This window comes from Pseudomonas sp. PARCl1 (assembly GCF_947311875.1).
GTDB classification, from domain to species: domain Bacteria; phylum Pseudomonadota; class Gammaproteobacteria; order Pseudomonadales; family Pseudomonadaceae; genus Aquipseudomonas; species Aquipseudomonas juntendi.
Genome location: NZ_CAMZMX010000027.1, coordinates 26,861 through 50,065, shown reverse-complemented (window position 1 = coordinate 50,065; position 23,205 = coordinate 26,861). Strand labels below are relative to the sequence as shown.

Sequence of the window (23,205 nt, the reverse complement as noted above, 5' to 3'; positions counted from 1 at the left end):
GCCAGTGCGATGTGCTATTTCATCAACCGGATGACTGACGGATAGCTCGCGAATGGCCGTGATCTGCGTGATTGATAGCCGGTCAGAACGGCTGCAGATCTGTGCAGACGCCCATGCATCGTCCTGCCAACGCTCGGCGAGGCTGAGCGGAGGTAGCTTGCGGTCTTGATCTCCTCATCCAGCCAGGCCTTCAGGATGCCCTCACGCTCATCCGGAGTGACCACCTGCCCCTTTCGAAGGATCGAGTATTCCCTGAGGTAACGAGGCCCTGCCTTGCCTCCCGGAATCATGTTCAGGCGGGTGCGCCGATAGAGGTAGTTGATCTAAAGGTCAATTAGCCCTAATCATGAGTGGATCTGCGCCCACCGCCCAAAGGGGGATGACATTCCTACAGCCTTACTGAATAGCAAAATCAGCTTCGGTCTTGCGCCTGCGGTTGAGTACCAGCATCACCGCCATCGATAGACCGCCCAGCAACACCGAGCCCGCCGATAGGGTAAAAATCTCCTGCCGACCTTGGTTACCGATGAGCACCATCAAAATCGTTGGCGCTGCAGCGGCAGAGATGACTTGCAGGCTCCCCACCATGCGAGTGAGCCGACCCGTTGGATCATGGGCGACGACAGACGACATGTAGTACGACAGCGCAAGGTTCCAGCCAACGTTCATAAGAAACACGGCGATCCCCAGATCAACGGCACTTCTGATGGCGGTTGCAAACATGACGATGGCCGCCAATACGATCGTCGAGCCCGTAAGAATCATCGGCACTCGCCCGAGCTTCTTGCCCAGAAGGCTTGGCAATGCGGCTCCGGGCAAACCACCCAGCAAACCGACGCTCAAGGCCCAACCGATCTCCACGGCCCCGATTCCCGCGTCAGTGCCTATGCCCTCTACGAACCCCCAAAGCGAATAGATGGACACTTGGAGCAAGACCATCCCGATAAGGGAGAACACCCCAACGACCGAAAGACTCTTCGCATTCGCGTCGGTTGTATTTTTGGGCTTGGGAGCGGTTGTCCGAGGCAAAAACATGCACGCGAAGCAGATCAAGGCGAACCAGATCGACAGGTAATTGATTGCCCACCCGAAACCCAGACGCCCTGCAATCAGCGGTACTGTCGCAGCCGAGAAAGCAAAAAGCGCTGTTTGCATGAACAGCAGCACCCCATAGGAGCGATCAGGGTCGCGCAACCCTCCGAGGCCGAAAATGGAATAGGCGTACAGGATCCCCGATCCTATTCCGGCAACGACACGAGCCGCCATCAACATCGAAACATCAGAAACCTGAGCAGTGAATAGATTGCTTACGAGTAACGCGGATGCAGCCAAGAGTGCCGTAGTGCGAACACTAAACCGGCGCATGATCGGAACGCATGCCAACGTGCCAAAAATCGAACCACACATTTCGGCTGACATGACGCTGCTTTGCTGAGCGAGCGTTAACCCCAGGCGCTCGACTAAGAGGCCGATGAAAATCGGTTGAATGCCTACGGCAAGAATGGATCCTGCCGCAATGAGAATGCAGGCTGCGCGCAAGACGTTGTCTGATTGTGTATTCATATTTTTGTTAGATCCTGCTGGTCGCCGCTTGGCGGACGACCAGGGTGGGCCTCAATACATAAGACCAGCCTATGTCGACGACGCCTGTTACGCTAAACGGTAACAGGCAATGTGAACTTGCCCTTCAGCGGGATAGCTGACATGGCCAATAAACACGTGATCTCGCAACCAGCTCAAAGGCCCATTAGCCACCTGGAAGACCGGTGTGCAGGTACAGCGATAGCGCTCTTGCTTCAATGGCCACACGCCTTCCGCGCTCAAGCGTCGTCCTTCCTCGTCGAGAAGCAGGCGGCCTGTGTTGTGGATATTGATGAGTTCTCCGGCATCCGTTAACAGGCTGTACCGGGCATCCAGCTCCCCTACGCCGTCCCTTCGCTCAAGATACTGGTCACTTCCCCCAGGCAAAACACGCCCACGAAAACCCAGGCTTTCAAAGGTACCCCCCGTGATCGGGTAGTTGCTGCGCCAACCTTCGCAACACTCTCCCAAGTTCTCATGCACAGAGATATCAACCTTCAAGGTCATGACCCACTCTAAATCAGGTACGCTCACAGATTCGTGCTCGGACTTTTCCATTACTTCCTCTCGTGCAATCCGAATCATCGATTGCTCTTGATCGACGTCCAGGTTCGAGTCCGTACGCGCTCGATGGATGACGGTATCGGTTCAAGAACGTACAAGTTAGAACGCTCCGCTTCAGGAATGTAGATCGTAGGATCGTTTCGCAAGGATTCATCTACCAGAGCAGTCGCGTCCTTGTTTGGATTTTGGTAACCGATCTTATTGCTGATTTTGGCAATCACATCAGGGCGGAGGATGTAGTTTATGAAAACATGAGCCTCCTTAGCATTCGGTGCGTTCAGAGGAATGGCGATGACATCTGACCAGGTAGGTGCGCCCTCCTTGGGGACAACCATCTTGATCTTGACCCCTTTTCCGGCAACGTTGGCAAGTTGCTTGGCCAAAGTAAAGCCGCCCGACCACCCAACGGCTGCGCAGATATCCCCGTTGGCCAGATCCATGCCATACCTGGACGAGTTGAAATAGCTCACATATGGGCGAATTTTCAGAACTGCCTGCTCGGCCTGCTTGTAATCACTGGCCTTTTGACTGTTTGGATCGAGGCCTTGGTAATGCAAGGCAATCGGAATGATCTCTGTCGCAGCATCCAGGAAACCAACACCGCACGTGGCGAGCTTGGAAATATTTTCAGGTTTGAATATGGCGTCCCACGAACCCATGTCTGCGTCTTTGCCGAGCGCCTTCTGAACCATGTCCACGTTGTAGCCGATGATCGTAGTTCCAAGCAGGTACGGAACGGCATATTGGTTCCCCGTATCCCCCACTGCTTCGAGGTTTTTCATCGCGGACTCATCCAAATGACTCCAGTTCGGTAGCTGCGCACGATCAAGTGGCTCTAGCGCTTTAGCCTGGATGAGCTTTCCAATGTTCGAGCTTCCAGGAAAGACTACGTCATAGCCCGAGTTACCGGTCAACAACTTTGACTCAAGGATTTCAACGCTATCGAACACATCGTAAATTGGACGTATGCCTGTCTCCTGCTCAAAGTCCTTCAGAACCTGCGGTGGTAGATACTCAATCCAGTTGTAGATCCTGACGGTAGGCTGAGCCCAAGCCAGAGAACTGACGGCCAGTGCAGCGACGCCAAACACGCTGCGCAAAAAAGCCTGCTTCATGAACGACACCTCGCAATTGATAATGCCTGATTGAACTCAGTAGCGATACGTAAAATAGAGTTCAAGCGCACTGAAACGCTCGTCATCCCCGAAAACTTGTTTTGCAGCGGATTTTGCATTTACCCAGTTATACGAAAGGGACGTATAAAGGCGAGCAGTTGGCGTCCAATCTAAGTACACTGCCGTCTCATCCGCAAATCTACGCTTGTCAACCGGGGTGCCTTGATAGTTCTTTTCGTCAAGCGAGAATTGGTAGTGGATGACACCAAACGTCAGGTTTTCAGTGAGGTGGTTCTTGATTGAAAACTGATGAACATTCTGGTTGGTGTTGAACAGGAGATAGTTTCCGACGACGTCACCGAGCAACCAGGTACCCCAGTCGATAAACCCTTTACTTAAAGGATCCCAGGCTTTTTGGCGATTATCAGTTAGATCGGAGTCACCCGAAAAGTGCGTGTAACGGTATCCAAGCACAGGCGCGAAGGGAAGCATATCAAACGTGTAATCCGCCTCGGCATACCAAGCGTTGGCGTCGTAGTCAACGCCGTCACCATTCCCTCGCTGGACTGCGTATTCGCCATTGAGTTCCAGAGCGGGCAGAGCCGGGTGAACGGCCTTGAGAGCCCGCACGTTATAGACCTGCATACCGTCACGGGCAGCTCGTGCAGGGGTATGGCCCTCAAGCGCATCGACCTTCATAGCAGTTGCCCCAAGAACGACTGCACCGCCCACATCATAATCCAGGTTGACCCCATTCATCCGGAAATCGCCCAGATGATCATCGGTGGTCAAACTGAAAGCTTGTACCTGAGCAGCTCCACCATCCCAGGCCAACAAAGCAGAATCGCGAAACGCCGTGCGCGGGCCAAGCCAGTACGCGCCGTCCCCGAAGGTATCAAGGTTGCCATCCATGACGATGAAGCCGGTACCAATCATGTAGTCCTGACGGCCAGCCGTGAATTTCCAATTCCCAGCCCGGAAGCCTGCGTAAGCCTCTTCGACAGAAGCGCTGCCATCGGAGCTGCGCGTGTTGCCGCCAGCATCACCATCCCCAAAGGTGCTTGCGGCAACCACTGAGCCACCCGCCAATAAGCTCAGATCAGGATTCAACTTATAATCAAATGCAACCTTGGGCTTGACATAAATTTCTTGCCAAGTCGTTTTTGTACCACGATCCTTACCGCTACGAAGATCCTTGACCCCGGCCCCGAAGTTAATGTTCCGAGCAGTGACAGTAGAGCCACCCGCAGAGAATGAAAACTCTCCACTTAAATCACCATCTTCAAACTTGTAACCGGCCCATGTGAACTGACTCACTGAAACGAGGCCGAGCGCTAGCAATACTCCGGCATTACGCGGGGTGCGGTACATGTGATGCTCCTGTGCATTGTTTTTGTATTACAGGGCAGTTGGGCGGCAAATCATGCCGCCTAAACCTGCTAAAGCAGGAGGATGCGACCGCATCCTTTAATTATTTTTTAAACACTCAAATGCATTGCAATAGCGCGCAGCATCCGCACGCTATCCGCATCTAGGTCGGTAACAGCTTCAGGTAGGGAGGATTGCTTGACGATTACTGTCCTAGAGGGAATATCCACAAACAGGTACTGCCCATGGATACCACCTGCCATGATGGCTTGACTGTGGTCGTTGAAGACATACCACTGGCTGCGATACGACGCCCCCGGCGTCCACTCGGAGAACTCTTCGTTCGCAGCGTAGATAGCAGGGTCAGCGCCACGAAGCACTCGCTCGATCGCGCTCTGAGAAATGAGCTGTTCACCATTGCGGTTGCCGCCATCGAGAATCAACTGACCAAAGCGGGCCATGTCACGCAGGGTCGCGTTGAAGCCGGCACCAGCCACACTGCGCCCCCAAGGGTCAGCCATAAAATAGCCATCGCGCTCGCAGCTGAGCTTGCCCCACACGCGCTCAAGATGCTCCGAACAAGACAGACCGCTTGCTCGCTCCATCACCCACGCTAACGCCTCAGTCGTTGCAGTCACGTAGTGGAAAAACCCACCGTGCTCACCCAATTTTCGCAACGAGGGGATGTACTGGTACAGCGACTCATAGCGCGAAAACTCAGTCGGCGCCGGCTGAAATCCGCAGGCGTAGCCATATTGAGAGCTTTCCGAAGCAGGATCGTCATAGACCTCGCTGTAGTCGATGCCTACCGCCATGTCGAACAGTTGCTGCACGGTTGCGTCTGCGAAGGCACCGTCGCCAAACTCAGGAACATAGGTCTTGGCCAGAGCCTCCGGGTTCAAAATGCCCGACGACACTAAGTCTTCACCGATCATGCCGATCAACGATTTGGTAACGGAGAACATGATGTGCCGGTCGCTGCGCTGCTGACCATTGAAGTACTCCTCGTGCATAACCTCGCCGTTACGCACCACGATGAAGGCGTCAGTTTTGCTCGCCTGCAGGTGCTCAGCAACCGTCACCGACTCGCCGATCACGCTTTCGAACGCCAAGCCACCCAGTGATCCGGGAGCACATTTCCACTCACTGGGAGCACCGTTCCCAGCTTTGACATCGATGGTTGGGCGCAGGCGTGCAAGATTTCTGAAAGCCCAGCGGTTGTAGGGTGGACGCATCCAGTTATCCCAGGTCACCCGGGCATCTGGAGTGGCTGGGAACCCTTGCATCAGAGAGACCGAAAGTCCACCGCTGATGACCGCTTGCTTGGCCTTACGGTACTGCTCGGCCAGATGATCAATCTTGTTATCGTTCATGACGCTGTCCCGAAAAATGACTCTGCGGTTCGTGCAGATGCCCTAAAGATTTATTACGAACAAAAACTTTAGTCAACTAAAACATTTTATTGGGATCACCTTTTCTGGTAGGCTGCATTCGACTGTGGACAACCGGATAGCGCAAGTGAGTGGATTACGTGAACGACAGATGGAGCTGCGCCGCCAGGCCATCTCCGAGGCGGCCATCGAATTGTTCAGAGATCAGGGGTATGCGCAGACGTCTATTGACCAGATAGCGAAGCTCGCCGGGGTGTCGTCACCTACCGTTTTCAAGTACTACCCGAGCAAGCAGGAGATCCTGCTGGGGTTGCTTCAGGAGGCTGATCAGCGCGCAGTGCTCGACCTGCGGGAGGTCATGCACCAGTTCGAAGACCCGGTGGATCTGCTGTGCCACCTGGAATCGCTTCTGATCAGCTACAGCCTCAAAGTCTTACCTGCCCCCATTTGGGCTGAGCTGCTGCCACTGGTGCTGAGCGGTGGAGTCGGGCTGCCTGACTCGTACCATCAAATGAACCGTAAGCTGCAGGGAGAGATTGCAAATGTGCTCAGGGCGCTTCAGGAGGCAGGCAAGCTCAGGGCGGATCTGGACGTCGAGTTGGCCGCGTTCCTCTTGAACGACTATTCCCATGTCCAGCTGATGAGGCTAGTCAAAGCGACGGATCCAGATCGCGAGGAACACAACAGCAATGTCCGGCGAATCACCTCATTGCTATTCCATGGGATGAAGGCTGGCTAGGCATTGGCTTCGTGAGAGGTTGCTGGAGCGGAGCAGCGCTCGTGCGGCAATGAAGAACCTCCCGTGGCACCTACCGGAGGTGGGATTAAAGACCCTCGCCGAGGGTTGGTCCGGAATGGAAAAGCTGCAGGGTCGGGCTTAGCTTGACTGCATCACCTGATACACCACTTAGGTGCTCGATGAGGAGCAGAGCAAAGAAAGGGCAGCAAGGCTCAAATCTTGGTTTGACAAGAAATATGCGTTTCCGGGGATTGTGGCAAAACGTGGTATTCGTCGAAAACCAGCAAGCCCACCCCTTCCAGTGCCGGGTCGGCTTGCAGGCGACGGGTAAGAATACCTTCGGTGACCACTTCGATACGGGTGCCGGGTCCCACCTTGCTGTCCAGGCGGATGCGGTAGCCCACGGTTTGCCCAACCTGCTCACCCAGCTCACTGGCCAGCCGCTCGGCCGCGGCGCGGGCGGCCAGGCGCCGGGGTTCCAGCATGAGAATGGTCTGCCCGGCCAGCCATGGCTCGTGCAACAACGCCAGCGGCACACGGGTGGTCTTGCCCGCCCCCGGGGGCGCCTCGAGCACCGCTTCGTCGCGGGTTTGCAAGGCTTGGCGCAAAGCGGGCAAGGCCGCATCAATGGGTAATGAAATCATGGTGGTCCTCGAACAGTCTGGCGAGTATAACGGCGAACCCAGCCTGCCCTATCATGGTCTTAGCATCTGGCGCAGGCGCTTCGCTTGCCCTGCTGAATACCCTTTCGGAGATTGTCATGCGCATCCCAACCCGCGCCATCGGTGGCGCACTCGTGGTTACCCTGCTGACCCAACTGACCGCCTGCGGCACCATTTTCTACCCGGACCGTCGCGGCCAGATCGGTGGCAAGATCGACCCGGTGGTTGCCGCCATGGACGCTATCGGCATCCTCTTCTACGTGATCCCCGGGCTGATCGCCTTCGGCATCGACTTCGCCACCGGCGCCATCTACTACCCAGGCGGCCACACCGCCCAGGTCGACCCGGCAAAACTGCAACAGGCCGTCAGCCCGGATGGCAAGGTCGACAACCTGAAACTGCAGGCCATTCTTGAAACCGAACTGGGCCAGCGCCTGCCGCTTGACGACCCGCGGCTTATCCAGCACCGCGGCAGTGTCGAGCAATTGGCCAGCCTTGGCCTGGTGCCAGCAGCCTGAACCACAAGGACCTGACCACGGATGATAACCACCCCGGCTGAACACCAGCGCCTGTTGCGCCTGGCCACCCGCGCCTCGGTGGCGGTGGCCGGCATCCTGGTAGTGAGCAAGGCGCTGGCCTGGTGGCTGAGCGGCTCGGTCAGCCTGCTGGCCGGGCTCACCGACTCGGCACTGGACGCCGTCGCCTCGTTCCTCAACCTGCTGGCCGTGCACTACGCCCTGCGCCCGGCTGATGACGACCACCGCTTCGGGCATGGCAAAGCCGAAGCCCTGGCCGGCATGGCGCAGGCGCTGTTCATCGGCGTCAGTGCCGTATTGATCGGCGTGCAGGCGGTCGAGCGCCTGCATACGCCACAACCCTTGGGTGATACCAGCATTGGTATCGCAGTGATGCTGCTGTCACTGGTGCTGACGGTCGCCCTGCTGGCCTTCCAGTACAAGGTCATCCGCCTGACCGGCTCCACGGCGATCCGCGCCGACTCGCTGCACTACCGTTCGGACCTGCTGCTCAATAGCAGCATCCTGCTGGCGCTGTTACTGGCCCGTTTCGGCTGGCCGCAGCTGGATGCGCTGTTCGGCCTGGGCATTGCCCTCTACATCCTGTGGAGCGCGCTGCAGATCGCGCGCGAGAGTATCGCCATCCTGATGGACAAGGAGCTGCCCGGCGATGTGGGCGAGGAAATGGCCGCGCTGGTGTTGGCCATTCCCGGGGTCAAAGGCGTGCACGACCTGCGTACGCGGCTGTCGGGCAACCAGTGGTTCGTACAACTGCACCTGGATTTGCCCGGGCAGTTGCCGCTGCATGATGCCCATGAGCTGTGCGTGGAGGCCTCGCGGGTGATCCGCCAGCGTTATCCGCAAGCGGATGTGATGGTGCATGCCGACCCGGTCTGAACCTGCGCGAGGGTCAGTTGACGCTGTACCCTCGGCCGCTGAAGCAGGCCCCCAGTGCGCGTTGGTAATTGCTGAGCACATTCGGCGGCGGCGCGTAAGTCGCGGTGGCGGGGTCGAAGCCTGACTGGCTGACCGCCCAGCGGTGGCACTGGTAACGGTCCTGCTCCTGTTGCTCCGGGCCTTGGCCATACATCGGGTACGCCATCACGTCATAGCCGCCCGCAACCGGCGGTGGCGGCGCGGGTGGCGGCGCCACTGCCGGCGGGTTGACCACCACATATTCCTGGCTGTCTGCCAGGTACTGGTAGTAGGTATCGGCAACCAGGAAGAACAACGCCCCACCCACCCACACTTCCCGTGCATACGGCGGCAGGTAATTGACCCGCACCCCGTAAGGCGGGGTTACCACGATGTAATTGCCGCCATGCGGGCGGTACCAGTAACCGCCGGAGTAGAAGTAGTCACGGCCGCGATAGGGCACTTTCCAGTAGCGGTCAGGGAAACGATCGACCGTGTGCCCAGGGCGGTACTGCGGCCCCGGCCCCCAGCCATTGCCATGGCCGTCCGGGCGCCCCTGCCAGTCGCCACCGGGCCTTGGCCCCGGCCCCCCGGCTTGCCAGCGATGCTCATCGCCATGGCGACGGGGAATATCCTGGTAGTAGCCCTGCCGGGGCGGCTGGGTCTGGCGCACTTCGTCGCGGGCGTTCAGCGGCCGACCGGGCCCAGGGTCGCCGGGCCCTTCGGCCAGCGCTCCAAGGCTGATGCCCAACCCCAGCAAACCAACACCTGCCAACTGCCAGATGCGCGACGTCATGGTATTCCTCTCGGTAGGTAAACTGCAGCAGGCAGCCAGTCTACCGTGCTCTTCAGACCGGCCTATTAAAATTACCGACATGAAAAAAGGGAGGCCGCAGGGCCTCCCTTCAGGAATTGTCGTCCGTGCTCGGCACTTGTGGCGCCGGCTCACCTCACAGCGTCTTCTGGAAGCTGTGTAGCCCGGGGGCCTGCGGATCCGGTTGGATGGCTGGCCGCGACCGCCCGCCTAGGGCGCGTCGCCGTGGACTGATGTCCGGGCAGTGATTCTGTTGATAAAGATACCGGACAGCTGGCAGCAGCGGATTGCGAAGATTGCTCATATAAATAGTACTTGCGCAATTTTTCACCCTGGAATGATAATTCGCCGCAATCCGAACAGAAAAGGCAAATGCCATGAGCAAACTCGACCGCTATGACCTGAGCATCCTCGCCGAATTGCAGCGCGATGCGCGCATTTCCAACCAGGAATTGGCCGAGCGCATCGGCTTGTCGCCTTCGCCATGCTCGCGTCGGGTCAAGCAGCTGGAGGACGACGGCTACATCTCCCGCCAGGTCGCCCTGCTCGACCGCAAGAAGCTGGGTCTGAGCCTGACCGCCTACGTGCTGATCGGCATGGACCGGCACACGCCGGAGCGCTTCGAGACCTTCGAGGCCGCTATCCGCAACCTGCCACAGGTATTGGAATGCAGCCTGGTCACCGGCATGGATGCCGACTACCAGTTGAAGGTGGTGGTGGCCGACATGGACCACTATCAGAAACTGCTGCTCGGCAGCCTGACCCGCATCGAAGGCGTCACCAGCGTGCGTTCGAGTTTCGTGCTGAACCAGGTGCTGGCCAGCACCGCGCTGCCATTGACCCACCTTCGGTAATTGCCCGCGCCTGCGGGCGTATACTCGAGCGCTCAAACTGCCTGGAGAACACCGATGGATCCCGCCGTATTCGAAGAGTGGATGATGATCATCCTGGTTACCGTGCTGATCGGTTTCATGGGTTTCATCGTCTGGGACCTGGCGAAAAAGTCCAAGGCGGGCAAGTTCGGTACGCTGATCCTGTTCTTCGTGCTGGGGCTGGGGGTGCTGGCCTTTATCATCAAGAGCGTGGTGGTGGGGTTTCTTGAAGGGGTTTAGGGCTTGGGAATGCGGGGAGCGCTTTGCGCTCCATCGCGACACAAGGCCGCTCCTACAGGGGTCGCACAAAGCGGGGATCGCGACCCAAGGCATGGTTTTGCGCGGTTCTGTAGGAGCGGCCTTGTGTCGCGATGGGCCGCAAAGCGGCCCCCACTAGCGCTGCAATTTTGCCGGAACCTCCCGCCAGCACCCCTGCTCCAACCCCTCCAGCGCCCAGTCACCAATGCGTACCCGCACCAGGCGCAAGGTCGGCAACCCCACCGCTGCCGTCATGCGCCGCACCTGGCGGTTACGCCCTTCACGAATCACCAGCTCCAGCCAGCTGGTCGGCACGCTCTTGCGAAAACGCACCGGCGGGTTGCGCGGCCACAACGCGGGCTCGGCCAGGCGCCGCGCCTCGGCCGGCAAGGTCGGCCCATCGTTCAGTTCCACGCCGTCACGCAAACGCTGCAACTGCTCGTCGCTCGGCTCACCTTCCACCTGCACCCAGTAGGTCTTGGCCAGCTTGTGCTTAGGGTCGGCAATCCGCGCTTGTAGCCCGCCATCGTTGGTCAGCAACAGCAAGCCTTCACTGTCACGGTCCAGCCGCCCGGCCGGGTATACGCCCGGGATGTCGATGAAGTCCTTGAGCGTCGCCCGCCCTTCGCCGTCACTGAACTGGGTCAGCACGTCGAACGGTTTGTTGAACAGGATCAGGCGGGGCTCGGCCGGCGGCGCCTTGGCCTGGCGACGCGGGCCGGCGGCAGGCCGCGCCTGGGGGCGGCGCGGCTTGTTACGGGGTGGCAGTGACATGGATCCTCAGCGGAACGGCGGCTCATCGAAGCTGCGCAGTTTACGCGAGTGCAACGAGTTGAGCTCGGTGCGCAGCAGGTCGAGGGCGGCAATGCCGATCTTCAGGTGCTGGCTGACCGCCCGGTTATAGAAGGCGTTGGCCGAACCTGGCAGCTTGATCTCGCTGTGCAGCGGTTTGTCGGACACGCACAGCAAGGTGCCGTACGGTACCCGCAAGCGGTAGCCCTGGGCGGCAATGGTGCCGCTTTCCATATCTACCGCCACGGCACGTGAAAGGTTGATCAGCGGCCGCTCCTGGGCCCAGCGCAGCTCCCAGTTACGGTCATCGTAGGTCAGCACGGTGCCGGTGCGCAGGCGCTTCTTCAACTGTTCGCCACGCTCTCCGGTCACTTGCGCAGCCGCTTCCTGCAGCGCCAACTGCACTTCGGCCAGGGCCGGGATCGGAATGTTCGGCGGCACCACGCGGTCGAGAATGCCGTCGCGGCGCATGTAGGCGTGTGCCAGAACATAGTCGCCAATGGTCTGCGACTGGCGCAGGCCGCCGCAGTGGCCAATCATCAACCAGCAATGCGGGCGCAACACCGCCAGATGGTCGGTGATGTTCTTCGCATTCGACGGGCCGACGCCGATGTTGACCAAGGTGATGCCGTCACCGTCGGCGGCGATCAGGTGGTAGGCCGGCATCTGGTAACGGTGCCAGACCACGCTGGCAACCAGCGCCTGGGCTTCGCCATGGTCCATGCCCTTTTCGATGGCCACGTTGCCCGGCAGCACCATGCGCACGAAACGCGGGTCGTCACGCAACTGCTCCAGGCCATGGCTGATGAACTGGTCGACATAGCGGTGGTAGTTGGTCAGCAGGATCCACGGCTGCATGTGGCGCCAGTCGCTGCCGGTGTAATGCACCAGGCGGCGCAGCGAGAAGTCGACGCGTGCGGCATCGAACAGTGCCAGCGGCAACACGTCGGCATGATCCCAGTCGTACAGGCCGTCGGCGATATTGTCGGTGGCGGCCGACAGGTCGGTGCTGGGGAACACCCGCGCCAACTGCGCGGCGGTGATGCCGCTGCCGGCCAGTTCGTCACCCTGGTCGACCACATAGGGGTAAGGGATATTCTGTTCGCTGACGCCCACTTCTACGGTAACGGTGTAGTCGTGCATCAGCGGGCGCAGCTGCTCCAGCAGATAACCACGGAACGCCGCGGGCTGGGTGACAGTGACGCTGTAGGTGCCGGCCACCTGCACCTTGGCATAGGCGCGCGTGGTGGCGGCGACTTCGCCATGGCTGTAGTAGGTCAGGCGCAGGGCCGGGTAGCGGAACAGGTCGCGCTGCTCGGCGTCGGGTTCGGTGCGGTCTTTCAGATAACGCTTGAGCGCAAGGCTTAGGGCACCGGTGGCTTGTTCATGCAGGGCCGCCAGACGATCGACGGCCTGTTCGGGGGTATCAACGACTACAAAAGCGTGGCTCACACTGTGCTTCCTGTCTGGACATGCATGTGAACCATCTTGCCTGCCTTCTTGGCTAAATACATCCCCATTGATCGGTGCTGGATTCTTCGCGGGCGCGCCCGCTCCCACAGGTACGGCACCGCCCGGGACATCCATGAAGATCTTGGGAGCGGGCATGCCCGCGAACAAGCCGAATCAATTCGCCCAGGCTGGCGTCGCCCGCGCCACCAATGCCTGCACATCCACACCGCGCGGCAACGCCCCATACACCCGGCCGCCGCCCGCCAACCGGCTGCCAATGAACGCATCACTCACCAACGCATTGCCCGCCTCCAGCAACAGCTTGGCCTGCAACGCCAGGGCAATGTCCTCGGTCAACTGCCGCGCGCGGTACTGCATGTCGCCAGTATCGGCAAACGCCCCCTTGAGGTTGCCGATATGCGCCGCCAAACGTGGGTCGCCATGCCCATCGCCCAGCTCGGCGAACAAGGCATCAAGCACCCCCGGTTCCTTGGAAAGGGCCCGCAGCACATCCAGGCACTGCACATTGCCCGAGCCTTCCCACGCCGAGTTCACCGGTGCTTCGCGGTACAGCCGGGGCAGGATGCTGTCTTCCACATAACCGGCACCGCCCAGGCATTCGGCGGCTTCGTTGATCATGGCCGGCGCACGCTTGCAGATCCAGTACTTGCCCACTGCCGTCACCAGGCGGGCGAAGTGCGCCTGCTGCGGGTCTTCGAGCTGCTCCAGCGCCTGCCCCATGCGCAGGCTGAGGGCGAGCGCAGCCTCGCTCTCCAGGGCAAGGTCGGCAAGCACGTTCTGCATCAGCGGCTGCTCATTCAACACGCGCCCACCGACCTTGCGGTACGCGCAGTGGTGGGTAGCCTGGGTCAGCGCCTGGCGCATCAGCGCACTGGAGCCGACCATGCAATCGAAGCGGGTCATGGCGACCATTTCGATGATGGTCGGCACACCACGGCCTTCTTCGCCGATCATCCACGCCAACGCCCCGCGAAACTCCACCTCGCTGGAGGCGTTCGAGCTGTTGCCCAGCTTGTTCTTCAGGCGCTGGATATAGAACTGGTTGCGGCTGTCATCCGGGCGGTGGCGCGGCAGCAGGAAACAACTCAGCCCCTTTTCGGTTTGTGCCAGGGTAAGGAAGGCATCGCACATCGGCGCCGAACAGAACCACTTGTGGCCGACCAGCTCGTAGGCCTGACCCGGGCCCGGCGCCCCGACCGGGTAGGCCCGGGTGGTGTTGGCCCGCACATCGGTGCCGCCCTGTTTTTCGGTCATGGCCATACCCAGGGTGACACCGGCCTTGTGCCGGTCGCCGACATTGCGCGGGTCATACTCGCAGGCGAGGATTTTCGGTAGCCAGTACTCGGCCAGCTCGGGTTGCAAGCGCAGGGCTGGCACGGCGGCGAAGGTCATGGTCAACGGGCAGCCGCTGCCGGCTTCGGCCTGGCTGTGCAGGTAGGTCATGGATGCCCGTGCCACATGCGCCCCGGGGCGCGGCTCGGCCCATGGCAGCGACGGCAGGCCGTGCTCGATCGCGGTGCGCATCAGTTCGTGGTAGGCCGGATGGAACTCGACCAGGTCGATGCGATGGCCGTAGCGGTCGTGGCTGCTGAATTCGGGTTTGTGGGCGTTGGCCAGAAAGCCAGCCTGCATCAGCGGCCCCCCGGCCAGGGCGCCGTAGGCATCGATCCGCGACTGCGCCCAGCCCGCGCCGAAACGCCGCGACCACTCCTGGAGTGGCAGGTCGAGGCGGTAAAGGTTGGCACCGTCTAGCGACGGTGGCTGGTTGGTAACTTCGTGGGTTTCAGCGTACTGGTGCAGGTTCATCGGGGGCTCCTGGATCCGGGTAGGCTTGAAAAACCCAGTGAAGCACTGCCTGCGGGGTTGGCAAAGTGGCATTCGTGACTAAAGGTGTGGTGGTGGGGGCATGGGGTGTAGATGCAGCGCCTGCGAGATCGAGCGCCGCCCCCCCTCAAACCGAACGACGCTTCTGCAAGATACCCACCGGCACCTGCCCCTGCGAAACCGCCATATTCAAACTCAACTCAAACCGGCTCCCCAACCCGCGCGTCGACTCATGCGCCAACCGCGCACCCAGCAACTCGCCCATCTGCCGGCAGATCGACAGCCCGATCCCCAACCCGCCATAGCGGCGGGTCATCGAGCCATCTACCTGGAAGAACCGCTGATACAACGTCGCCTGGTCCAGGTCATCGAAGCCGATACCGCTGTCGCTGACAGTGAAGGTCAGCGCCATGTCATCCGGCCCCACCCGGCGCCCGCGCACCTGGATCACCACGCCGCCCTGATGGGTGAACTTCAACCCGTTATCCACCAGGCATCCCAGGCAACGCGCCAGCTTGGGCCCGTCACCCAGTAACCCATCCGGCAAATCGGCCGGGATATCCAGGCTCAGGTACAGGCCCTTGGCCAATGCCTGGCCGGCATAACCGGCGCGCAGGCTCTGCAACAAAGTACGCAGGCTGAACGGCGCCGGCTGCGCCCGCAGGCGCCCCGCTTGCAGCTCGGACAGCGTAAGGATGGCATCGACCATGTCCATCATGCCTTGCGCCGAACCGACCGCTGTACGGTGGTACTGGGCCATCTCGCCTTCCATCGGCAAGGTATGCATCAACTCCAGCGAGCCAATCACCCCGTTCATCGGCGTGCGCAGTTCATGGGTCACACTGGCCAGAAATTCGTCCTTCAACCGGTTGCTCCTGGCCAACTGCAGATTCAGTTGTTCCAGCGTACGGCCGGTTTCACGCAAGACCTGCGCCTGCTGCTCGCGCAGGATGTTGATGCGGTCGGCCAGCGCCAGCGACAGCAGCGCCACCTCCAGTGCCGAACCCAGCTGGCTGGCATACATGGTGATGAACACGTTCGGCAGGTAGCCCAGCACCATCAGGGTGTTGACCAGGCCACCAAGCAGGAACGCCGTCCAGGCAATGATGAACCAACGCGCCAGGCGCAACCCGCGCCACCAGGCATACAGCCCGGCGCTGAACACGCTGACGGTGAACAGCAGCGCCAGCAGGGTGGCCATGCGCAGCGCCACCCCATAGGTCATGCTCACGGCCAGCACCATGACCGCCACGCCCCCCAGCATCAACAGCTGCAATAGCCGATCGAAGCCCCGGCTGATACTGCCAAGCTGAAGGAAGTGGCGGGCGAACTGGCAGGCGAACAGCGCGGCAGCACCGATGCTCAGCGGTGTCGCGGCATTCGCCCACCAGGGACTGTCTGGCCAGAAGTAGGCAACACCGGCGCCATTCACCGACACCTGGTAAAGGCCGAACGAGGCGATATAGAGGATGTAGTAGAGGTAGCTGACGTCGCGCACGCTGAGGTAGATGAACAGGTTGTACACCAGCATCACCAGCAGCACGCCATAAATCATGCCCAGCACATACAGGCGGGTCGGTTGCGCCTCGATGTAGGCCTCGGGGGCCCATAGCGCCAGCGGCGCCTGCACCGAGCCCTGGCTGTGCAGCCGCAGGTAAGCGGTAGTCACCTGGCCGGGCGGCAGCTGCAGTTCGAACAGATAATTGCTCTGGCGCACTTGCCGGCTGTCGTAGGGCAAGGCATCGCCGGTGCGCTGGGCCAGGCGGTAGCCGCCATTGCCATCGGCCAGGTACAGCTCCAGATGATCCAGGGGCGGGTAGGCCAGTTCCAGCAGCCACTGCCGGGGCGCAGCACCGGGCGCCGCAACCGGGCGCAACTCGACCTTGAGCCAGAACACCGAAGTGGAATAACCGGCGTTCAGCACCTCATCTGGGTGGGGGCGGAAGTATCTGGCGAAGTCCGGGGCGCTGACTTGGGCGATGCTGCTACTGCCATGCGGGTCCTCATAAACCTGCATGACCTTGCCCAGCGGCAGGTGCCGGGTAGCCTCGTCGAAATCGACTGCGCCGGCCAGCACGGGCAGCATCCCCAGAAGCACAATCAGCAAATAGCGCATACAGCCCCAGCCTGGTCTGTGCAGTCGCGTCGCGGTTGCCTCCCATCCGTTTGAGACGACGTGATCCAGCAGAGTCCGTTTGTCGAGTTATCCAAGCACTCTAGCATAGCTGTAACCGCTGGCAATCGGCCATGCCAAAACGCGAAAAAAGGCTTCTAAATCAATAGTTTGAGGGAGGACTCCAACCATAAGCTGACCATTCGATCAGTAAATCCGGCTTGTCGGACGATTCTCCCAAACAGGTTTGGTGGTAAGCTCGCCGACCATGAATACCTACAGCTCCCGCCCCGTTGTCCTCTGTCTCTCCGGCCACGACCCAAGTGGCGGCGCCGGCCTGCAGGCAGATATCGAAGCCCTGCTCGCCCAAGGCTGTCACGCTGCACCCGCCGTGACTGCCCTGACCGTGCAGGATACCGTCAATGTTTCCGACTTCCGGGTACTCGACCGCGAGTGGGTGCTGGCCCAGGCTAACGCCGTACTGGCCGACTCCACGGTTGCCGCGGTCAAGCTGGGCATGCTTGGCTCGATCGACATGGTCGACACCGTGGCCGAGCTGCTGGCCGCCCACCCGCACCTGCCGCTGGTCTGCGACCCGGTGCTGCGCGCCGGCGGCGGCGGCCGCCTGGGCAAGGATGAAGTAGGCTATGCCCTGCGCGAACGCCTGCTACCGCTGGCGACCATCGCCACGCCGAACCTGCCTGAAGCACGCATTCTCGCCGAACTGCCCGAGGGCAGCGCCGACGCGTGTGCCGAGAAGCTCTTGCCGTTCTGCAAGCACCTGCTGATTACCGGCGGGCACGGCGACGAAGACGAAATCCACAACCGCCTGTACACCCAGAACGGCCAGCAATACACCTGGACCTGCCAGCGCCTGCCAGGCAGCTACCATGGCTCGGGCTGCACCCTGGCCAGCGCCCTGGCCGGCCGCCTGGCCCTGGGCGAGCAGCTGGAAAGTGCCGTACGCAGCGCCCTCGACTACACCTGGCGCACCCTGCGTGACGCCGAGCAGCTGGGCAAAGGCCAGTACGTGCCGCGCCGCCTGCCCCTGGACTTCTGCGCTTGAAACGAGGCTTTCCATGAAGCTACGTGGCCTGTATGCCATTACCGACAGTCAGCTGCTTGCCAGCCGTTTCCTGTCTTATGTCGAAGCGGCGCTGGAAGGCGGCGTGTGCCTGCTGCAATACCGCGACAAAAGCGACGACGCAGCGCGCCGGCTGCGTGAAGCCGAAGCGCTGATGAAGCTGTGCGAGCGCTATGGCACGCGGCTGCTGATCAACGACGACGCCGAACTGGCCGCGCGCCTGGGCGTCGGCGTGCACCTGGGCCAGACCGACGGCCCGCTGACCCCGGCCCGGGCCCTGCTCGGCCGCCAGGCGATCATCGGTTCCACCTGCCACGCCAGCCTCGCGCTGGCCGCCCAGGCCGCCGAGGAAGGTGCCAGCTACGTGGCCTTCGGCCGCTTCTTCAACTCCGTGACCAAGCCCGGCGCGCCTGCCGCCAGTACCGACCTGCTGGAGCAGGCTCGCGCCCAGGTAAAGCTGCCGATCGCGGTGATCGGCGGCATTACCCTCGACAACGCCGCCCCGCTGGTCGCCCATGGCGCCGACCTGCTGGCGGTGATCCACGGCCTGTTCGGTGCCGACAGCGCGCAGGAAGTTACCCGCCGCGCCCGCGCCTTCAACGCCTTGTTCGCATCCTGATTCGAGAGATTCCCATGTCCCGTTCCGAAGCCCTGTTCGCCCAAGCCCAGAAGCACATCCCCGGCGGCGTCAACTCGCCGGTCCGCGCTTTCAAGAGCGTTGGCGGTACGCCGCTGTTCTTCAAGCATGCCGAGGGCGCCTACGTCGTTGACGAGGACGACAAGCGCTATGTCGATTACGTCGGCTCCTGGGGCCCGATGATCCTCGGCCACGGCCACCCCGAGGTGCTGGAGTCGGTGCGCAGGCAGCTGCAGCACGGGCTGTCCTACGGTGCGCCAACGGCCATGGAAACCGAAATGGCCGACCTGGTCTGCTCGATCGTGCCGTCGATGGAAATGGTGCGCATGGTCAGCTCGGGCACCGAAGCCACCATGAGCGCCATCCGCCTGGCCCGTGGCTACACCGGCCGCGATGCCATCATCAAGTTCGAAGGCTGCTACCACGGCCACTCGGACAGCCTGTTGGTAAAAGCCGGCTCCGGCCTGCTGACCCAGGGCGTCCCCAGCTCGGCGGGCGTGCCAGCCGACTTCGCCAAGCACACCCTGACCCTGCCGTTCAACGACATCGCTGCCGTCGAGAAGACCCTGGCCGAAGTTGGCCAGACCGTGGCCTGCATCATTGTCGAGCCAGTGGCCGGCAACATGAACTGCGTGCCACCGGCCCCGGGCTTCCTCGAAGGGCTGCGCGAGCAGTGCGACAAGCATGGCGTGGTGCTGATCTTCGACGAAGTGATGACTGGCTTCCGCGTTTCCCTGGGTGGCGCCCAGGGCCATTACGGCATCACCCCGGACCTGTCCACCTTCGGCAAGATCGTCGGCGGCGGCATGCCGGTCGGCTGCTTCGGCGGCAAGCGTGAAATCATGGGCTGCATCGCCCCGCTGGGCCCGGTCTACCAGGCCGGCACCCTGTCGGGTAACCCGCTGGCCATGGCCGCCGGCCTGACCACCCTGAAGCTGATCAGCCGCCCCGGCTTCCACGCCGAGCTGACCGACTACACCAGCCGCATGCTCGACGGCCTGCAACAGCGCGCCGATGCCGCCGGGGTGCCGTTCGTCACCACCCAGGCCGGTGCCATGTTCGGCCTGTACTTCAGCGGTGCCGACGATATCGTCACCTTCGATGACGTGATGGCCAGCGATGCCGAGCGCTTCAAGCGCTTCTTCCACCTGATGCTCGACGGTGGCGTGTACCTGGCACCGAGCGCGTTCGAGGCAGGCTTCACCTCCATCGCCCATGGCGACAAGGAGTTGCAGATCACCCTGGATGCGGCTGAAAAGGCGTTTGCTGCCCTGAAGTGATGCTTTGCCTGTACCGGGATCTTCGCGGGCTCACCCGCAAAGAGGCCGGTACAGGCAACAATTATTCATGCACAATCAGCTGACTTCCCCAACCAAGCAGAAATTCGAGTAAAACTTTGTAAGGTTGGCGCTGCTTATCCCATAATGTGCCACCAGAGACATTGGCCGCAGCTTTGCAGAGGTAAGTCGATCCCCATGAACCGCACCGGCCGCGCCCTGACCCTGGGCTGCCTGTTGCTTCTTCAGCCCCTGCTGGCCCTGGCGGAGGGCGGTAACTCGTTGCTCATTCCGGCAACGGGGCGCTGCACCTTGAACGTTCAGCCTGAAGACCTGGCAAACGCCCTCAAGGCCTGCGAGCAGACCGCCAGCGCGGGGGACGCCCAGGCGCAGTTCGAACTGGGCGAGTACTACTACACGCAAACCCCCAAGAACCTGAACAAAGCCCTGGACTGGTTCCAGAAAGCCTCGCTGCAAGGCCAGGCCGATGCCCAGTATCGCCTGGGGGCCATGTTCTTCCATGGCGAAGGGGTCAAGGCCAACAATGTGCAGGCGTACATCCTGCTGAAAATGGCCGCGGTCAACGGTGCCGAAGACGCGCTGGACATGGCCGACGAAGTCACCGAGCAAATGCCTCGCGACGACCTGGAGCATGCCACCCAGGTGCTCGGCCAGATTTTCCGCAAATACCTGCTGGAACTGCAGAACGCCGAAGGGCGCACGCCGTTCTCGCCGTTGCCCTGACCGCCAGTACGCCAGCATGGGTACACGCGCCCGGTGCAGGGCGAACATACCCTTGATCGTTTCAGTGCTTTCGCCACTGCCATTCAAGGGTTATTCTTGAGTTCAACTCCATTGCCGTCGAGCGGCTAAAAACGACCTTGAACGCACCCATAGAACCCCATCGTTTCATCCTCGAACCATTCGAGGCCAACCGTTTCGCCAACTTGTGCGGCCAGTTCGACGAGCACCTGCGCCTGATCGAACAGCGCCTGGCCATCGAAATACGCAACCGTGGCAATCAGTTCGAACTGATCGGCGAACCCAAGACAACCTCTGCGGCCGAACAGCTGCTGCGCCGTCTCTACCGTGAGACCAAGGCCACTGACCTGTCGCCGGAAACTGTGCACCTGTACCTGCAGGAGTCGGCCGTCGAGCACATCGACAACCCGGCCGTCAACGAAGTCAGCGTGTCGCTGCGCACCCGCAAGGGCAATATTCGCCCGCGCGGTCTGAACCAGCAGCGCTACGTCAAGGAAATCCTCGCCAACGACATCAACTTCGGCATCGGCCCGGCCGGTACCGGCAAGACGTACCTGGCAGTGGCCTGCGCCGTGGATGCACTGGAGCGCGAGCAGGTGCGCCGTATCCTGCTGGTACGCCCGGCGGTCGAGGCAGGCGAAAAGCTTGGCTTCCTGCCTGGCGACCTGGCGCAGAAGATCGACCCGTACCTGCGCCCGCTGTATGACGCCTTGTACGAAATGCTCGGCTTCGAGCACGTGGCCAAGCTGATCGAGCGCCAGGTCATCGAGATCGCCCCGCTGGCGTACATGCGCGGCCGCACCCTGAACAACAGCTTCATCATCCTCGACGAAAGCCAGAACACCACGCTCGAGCAGATGAAAATGTTCCTGACCCGCATCGGCTTCGGCTCTACCGCGGTGATCACCGGCGACATCACCCAGGTCGACCTGCCCCGTGGCACCAAGTCAGGCCTGGCACACGTCATCGAAGTATTGCGGGACGTGCCGGGTATCAGTTTCACCCACTTCCAGCCCAAAGACGTGGTTCGTCATCCACTGGTGCAGCGTATCGTCGAGGCCTATGACCGCTTCGATGCCCGCCAGGCCAAGCCTGAGGCACCCGGCAAAGATGCTTGAACTCGACATTCAACGGGCCACCGATGCCGCTGCCCCGGGCGACGAGGACTTCCGCCGTTGGTGTGAGCTGGCCTTGCGCCAGCGCAGCGCCGACTCGGAAATGACCATTCGCCTGGTCGACGAAGCCGAAGGCCGTGAGCTGAACCACACCTACCGGCACAAGGACTACGCGACCAACGTGCTGTCGTTCCCTGCCGATGTACCCGATGACCTGCTCGATATCCCGCTACTGGGCGACCTGGTCATCTGCGTGGCGGTGGTGGAGCGCGAAGCGGCCGAACAAGGCAAGGCGCTGAACGCGCATTGGGCCCACCTGGTCATCCACGGCTGCCTGCACCTGCTTGGCTACGACCACATCGACGATGAGGAAGCCGAGGAGATGGAAGGCCTGGAACGAGAATTGCTGGCAGAACTGGGTCACCCCGACCCCTATGCCGATGATGAAACCGACACCCTCACACACTGATACACGAAGGATCACGAGAACCGCCATGAGCGAAGATCGATCGAGCAACGGGCAGAAGTCCTGGCTGGGTAAACTGACCCAGGCTTTTGCCCATGAGCCGAAAAACCGCCAGGAGCTGCTGGAGCTGCTGCGCGAAGCCCATCAGAACAAACTGCTGGACAGCGAGGCGCTGACCATTGTCGAAGGCGCCATCCAGGTCGCCGACCTGCAGGTGCGCGACATCATGGTCCCGCGCTCGCAGATGATCAGCATCAAGGCCAGCCAGTCGCCGCGCGAATTCCTGCCGGCGGTGATCGACGCCGCGCACTCGCGCTACCCGGTGATCGGCGAAAGCCACGACGATGTGCTCGGGATCCTGCTCGCCAAGGACCTGCTGCCGCTCATCCTCAAAGAGAACGGCGACAGCTTCAATATCAAGGACCTGCTGCGCCCGGCCACCTTCGTGCCCGAGTCCAAGCGCCTGAACGTGCTGTTGCGCGAGTTCCGTGCCAACCACAACCACATGGCCGTGGTCATCGACGAATATGGCGGCGTGGCCGGCCTGGTCACCATCGAGGATGTGCTGGAGCAGATCGTTGGCGATATCGAGGACGAGCACGATGTCGAGGAAGACAGCTACATCAAGCCGCTGCCCAGCGGTGATTTCCTGGTCAAGGCGCTGACCCCGATCGAAAACTTCAACGAGTTCTTCGACAGCGAGTTCTCCGATGACGAGTTCGACACCGTCGGCGGCCTGGTGATGAGTGCCTTTGGCCACCTGCCCAAGCGTAACGAAACCACCGAGATCGGCGCCTACAAGTTCCGTATTCTCAACGCCGACAGCCGGCGGATACACTTGCTGCGCCTGACCCCGATCAACCGTTAA

General features: G+C 61.1%; 22 protein-coding genes and 1 pseudogene. 12 read left to right on the top strand and 11 right to left on the bottom strand.

Going from position 1 to position 23,205, the window contains the following annotated elements:
- Positions 1-396: 396 nt before the first annotated feature.
- The 5 genes from QME24_RS15515 to QME24_RS15495 all read right to left on the bottom strand — a co-directional run bounded on the left by QME24_RS15515 (position 397) and on the right by QME24_RS15495 (position 6,001).
- Positions 397-1,563: an MFS transporter gene (locus QME24_RS15515; protein WP_009685420.1), complete on the bottom strand. Its 1,167-nt coding sequence runs from the start codon at positions 1,561-1,563 to the stop codon at positions 397-399.
- 87 nt (positions 1,564-1,650) lie between these two features.
- Complete coding sequence (locus QME24_RS15510; RefSeq protein ID WP_238783908.1) at positions 1,651-2,139, bottom strand: DUF3237 domain-containing protein; 489 nt, start codon at positions 2,137-2,139, stop codon at positions 1,651-1,653.
- Between the two features lie 23 nt (positions 2,140-2,162).
- A complete protein-coding gene (locus QME24_RS15505) occupies positions 2,163-3,260 on the bottom strand; it encodes a polyamine ABC transporter substrate-binding protein (protein ID WP_280091745.1) in 1,098 nt (365 codons plus the stop codon).
- Between the two features lie 36 nt (positions 3,261-3,296).
- Positions 3,297-4,631, bottom strand: coding sequence for a hypothetical protein (locus QME24_RS15500; protein ID WP_280091746.1), 1,335 nt, complete (start codon positions 4,629-4,631; stop codon positions 3,297-3,299).
- A gap of 107 nt (positions 4,632-4,738) precedes the next feature.
- The gene (locus tag QME24_RS15495) at positions 4,739-6,001 is read right to left on the bottom strand and encodes a serine hydrolase (protein ID WP_054906083.1); all 1,263 of its coding nucleotides are present in this window, start codon (positions 5,999-6,001) and stop codon (positions 4,739-4,741) included.
- Positions 6,002-6,146: 145 nt separating this feature from the next.
- On the opposite strand from QME24_RS15495, the gene QME24_RS15490 reads away from it, so the two are divergent.
- A complete protein-coding gene (locus QME24_RS15490; RefSeq protein WP_235768116.1) occupies positions 6,147-6,758 on the top strand; it encodes a TetR/AcrR family transcriptional regulator in 612 nt (203 codons plus the stop codon).
- Positions 6,759-7,021: 263 nt separating this feature from the next.
- Here the strand turns inward: QME24_RS15490 and QME24_RS15485 are convergent.
- A pseudogene (locus QME24_RS15485) lies at positions 7,022-7,402 on the bottom strand (DEAD/DEAH box helicase); the annotation flags it as partial.
- 116 nt (positions 7,403-7,518) lie between these two features.
- Between QME24_RS15485 and QME24_RS15480 the strand changes: the two are divergent.
- The gene (locus QME24_RS15480; RefSeq protein ID WP_009685412.1) at positions 7,519-7,938 is read left to right on the top strand and encodes a hypothetical protein; all 420 of its coding nucleotides are present in this window, start codon (positions 7,519-7,521) and stop codon (positions 7,936-7,938) included.
- 21 nt (positions 7,939-7,959) lie between these two features.
- Complete coding sequence (locus QME24_RS15475) at positions 7,960-8,832, top strand: cation diffusion facilitator family transporter (protein WP_054905925.1); 873 nt, start codon at positions 7,960-7,962, stop codon at positions 8,830-8,832.
- 13 nt (positions 8,833-8,845) lie between these two features.
- Here QME24_RS15475 and QME24_RS15470 read toward each other — a convergent pair whose 3' ends face one another.
- A complete protein-coding gene (locus QME24_RS15470; protein ID WP_280091747.1) occupies positions 8,846-9,646 on the bottom strand; it encodes a DUF6515 family protein in 801 nt (266 codons plus the stop codon).
- Positions 9,647-10,041: 395 nt separating this feature from the next.
- On the opposite strand from QME24_RS15470, the gene QME24_RS15465 reads away from it, so the two are divergent.
- Together QME24_RS15465 and QME24_RS15460 are read left to right on the top strand one after the other, a co-directional pair.
- Complete coding sequence (locus tag QME24_RS15465) at positions 10,042-10,518, top strand: Lrp/AsnC family transcriptional regulator (protein WP_280091748.1); 477 nt, start codon at positions 10,042-10,044, stop codon at positions 10,516-10,518.
- Between the two features lie 54 nt (positions 10,519-10,572).
- Positions 10,573-10,776: a DUF2788 domain-containing protein gene (locus QME24_RS15460; RefSeq protein WP_003249787.1), complete on the top strand. Its 204-nt coding sequence runs from the start codon at positions 10,573-10,575 to the stop codon at positions 10,774-10,776.
- 153 nt (positions 10,777-10,929) lie between these two features.
- On the opposite strand, the gene QME24_RS15455 is transcribed toward QME24_RS15460, so the two are convergent.
- From QME24_RS15455 to QME24_RS15440, 4 genes are all read right to left on the bottom strand, one after another.
- Complete coding sequence (locus tag QME24_RS15455; protein ID WP_054905922.1) at positions 10,930-11,568, bottom strand: pseudouridine synthase; 639 nt, start codon at positions 11,566-11,568, stop codon at positions 10,930-10,932.
- A 6-nt stretch (positions 11,569-11,574) separates the two neighbouring features.
- Entirely contained in the window at positions 11,575-13,038 is a 1,464-nt protein-coding gene (amn, locus tag QME24_RS15450; protein ID WP_009685408.1) for an AMP nucleosidase, read from the bottom strand.
- 174 nt (positions 13,039-13,212) lie between these two features.
- Positions 13,213-14,865, bottom strand: a complete 1,653-nt coding sequence (locus tag QME24_RS15445; RefSeq protein WP_281690879.1) for an acyl-CoA dehydrogenase family protein — start codon at positions 14,863-14,865, stop codon at positions 13,213-13,215.
- Positions 14,866-15,010: 145 nt separating this feature from the next.
- A complete protein-coding gene (locus tag QME24_RS15440) occupies positions 15,011-16,999 on the bottom strand; it encodes a hybrid sensor histidine kinase/response regulator (protein ID WP_192441077.1) in 1,989 nt (662 codons plus the stop codon).
- A gap of 265 nt (positions 17,000-17,264) precedes the next feature.
- Here QME24_RS15440 and QME24_RS15435 point away from each other — a divergent pair, with 265 nt between their 5' ends.
- The 7 genes from QME24_RS15435 (at position 17,265) to QME24_RS15405 (ending at position 23,205) form a co-directional block, all read left to right on the top strand.
- Complete coding sequence (locus QME24_RS15435; protein ID WP_029884760.1) at positions 17,265-18,062, top strand: hydroxymethylpyrimidine/phosphomethylpyrimidine kinase; 798 nt, start codon at positions 17,265-17,267, stop codon at positions 18,060-18,062.
- A 13-nt stretch (positions 18,063-18,075) separates the two neighbouring features.
- Positions 18,076-18,699 (top strand): thiamine phosphate synthase, encoded by a 624-nt coding sequence (gene thiE / locus QME24_RS15430; RefSeq protein ID WP_047150150.1) that lies wholly within the window; start codon positions 18,076-18,078, stop codon positions 18,697-18,699.
- Positions 18,700-18,713: 14 nt separating this feature from the next.
- Entirely contained in the window at positions 18,714-19,997 is a 1,284-nt protein-coding gene (gene hemL / locus QME24_RS15425; protein ID WP_009685400.1) for a glutamate-1-semialdehyde 2,1-aminomutase, read from the top strand.
- A gap of 195 nt (positions 19,998-20,192) precedes the next feature.
- The gene (locus tag QME24_RS15420) at positions 20,193-20,738 is read left to right on the top strand and encodes a tetratricopeptide repeat protein (RefSeq protein ID WP_029884758.1); all 546 of its coding nucleotides are present in this window, start codon (positions 20,193-20,195) and stop codon (positions 20,736-20,738) included.
- Positions 20,739-20,875: 137 nt separating this feature from the next.
- On the top strand, positions 20,876-21,874 hold the full coding sequence (locus tag QME24_RS15415; protein ID WP_009685398.1) for a PhoH family protein: 999 nt from the start codon (positions 20,876-20,878) through the stop codon (positions 21,872-21,874).
- Positions 21,867-22,340 (top strand): rRNA maturation RNase YbeY, encoded by a 474-nt coding sequence (gene ybeY, locus QME24_RS15410; protein WP_054911688.1) that lies wholly within the window; start codon positions 21,867-21,869, stop codon positions 22,338-22,340. The genes QME24_RS15415 and ybeY overlap by 8 nt, the downstream gene beginning before the upstream one ends.
- A 25-nt stretch (positions 22,341-22,365) precedes the next feature.
- Positions 22,366-23,205: an HlyC/CorC family transporter gene (locus QME24_RS15405; RefSeq protein ID WP_009685396.1), complete on the top strand. Its 840-nt coding sequence runs from the start codon at positions 22,366-22,368 to the stop codon at positions 23,203-23,205.

Coding starts and splice junctions, on each gene's coding strand:
- QME24_RS15505 (WP_280091745.1), bottom strand. CDS start 3,260: ATGAAGCAGGCTTTTTTGCGCAGCGTGTTTGGCGTCGCTGCACTGGCC.
- hemL (WP_009685400.1), top strand. CDS start 18,714: ATGTCCCGTTCCGAAGCCCTGTTCGCCCAAGCCCAGAAGCACATCCCC.
- QME24_RS15440 (WP_192441077.1), bottom strand. CDS start 16,999: ATGCGCTATTTGCTGATTGTGCTTCTGGGGATGCTGCCCGTGCTGGCC.
- QME24_RS15480 (WP_009685412.1), top strand. CDS start 7,519: ATGCGCATCCCAACCCGCGCCATCGGTGGCGCACTCGTGGTTACCCTG.
- QME24_RS15420 (WP_029884758.1), top strand. CDS start 20,193: ATGAACCGCACCGGCCGCGCCCTGACCCTGGGCTGCCTGTTGCTTCTT.
- QME24_RS15515 (WP_009685420.1), bottom strand. CDS start 1,563: ATGAATACACAATCAGACAACGTCTTGCGCGCAGCCTGCATTCTCATT.
- QME24_RS15445 (WP_281690879.1), bottom strand. CDS start 14,865: ATGAACCTGCACCAGTACGCTGAAACCCACGAAGTTACCAACCAGCCA.
- QME24_RS15465 (WP_280091748.1), top strand. CDS start 10,042: ATGAGCAAACTCGACCGCTATGACCTGAGCATCCTCGCCGAATTGCAG.
- QME24_RS15435 (WP_029884760.1), top strand. CDS start 17,265: ATGAATACCTACAGCTCCCGCCCCGTTGTCCTCTGTCTCTCCGGCCAC.
- QME24_RS15510 (WP_238783908.1), bottom strand. CDS start 2,139: ATGGAAAAGTCCGAGCACGAATCTGTGAGCGTACCTGATTTAGAGTGG.
- thiE (WP_047150150.1), top strand. CDS start 18,076: ATGAAGCTACGTGGCCTGTATGCCATTACCGACAGTCAGCTGCTTGCC.
- QME24_RS15500 (WP_280091746.1), bottom strand. CDS start 4,631: ATGTACCGCACCCCGCGTAATGCCGGAGTATTGCTAGCGCTCGGCCTC.
- QME24_RS15470 (WP_280091747.1), bottom strand. CDS start 9,646: ATGACGTCGCGCATCTGGCAGTTGGCAGGTGTTGGTTTGCTGGGGTTG.
- QME24_RS15405 (WP_009685396.1), top strand. CDS start 22,366: ATGAGCGAAGATCGATCGAGCAACGGGCAGAAGTCCTGGCTGGGTAAA.
- QME24_RS15455 (WP_054905922.1), bottom strand. CDS start 11,568: ATGTCACTGCCACCCCGTAACAAGCCGCGCCGCCCCCAGGCGCGGCCT.
- QME24_RS15495 (WP_054906083.1), bottom strand. CDS start 6,001: ATGAACGATAACAAGATTGATCATCTGGCCGAGCAGTACCGTAAGGCC.
- QME24_RS15460 (WP_003249787.1), top strand. CDS start 10,573: ATGGATCCCGCCGTATTCGAAGAGTGGATGATGATCATCCTGGTTACC.
- QME24_RS15475 (WP_054905925.1), top strand. CDS start 7,960: ATGATAACCACCCCGGCTGAACACCAGCGCCTGTTGCGCCTGGCCACC.
- ybeY (WP_054911688.1), top strand. CDS start 21,867: ATGCTTGAACTCGACATTCAACGGGCCACCGATGCCGCTGCCCCGGGC.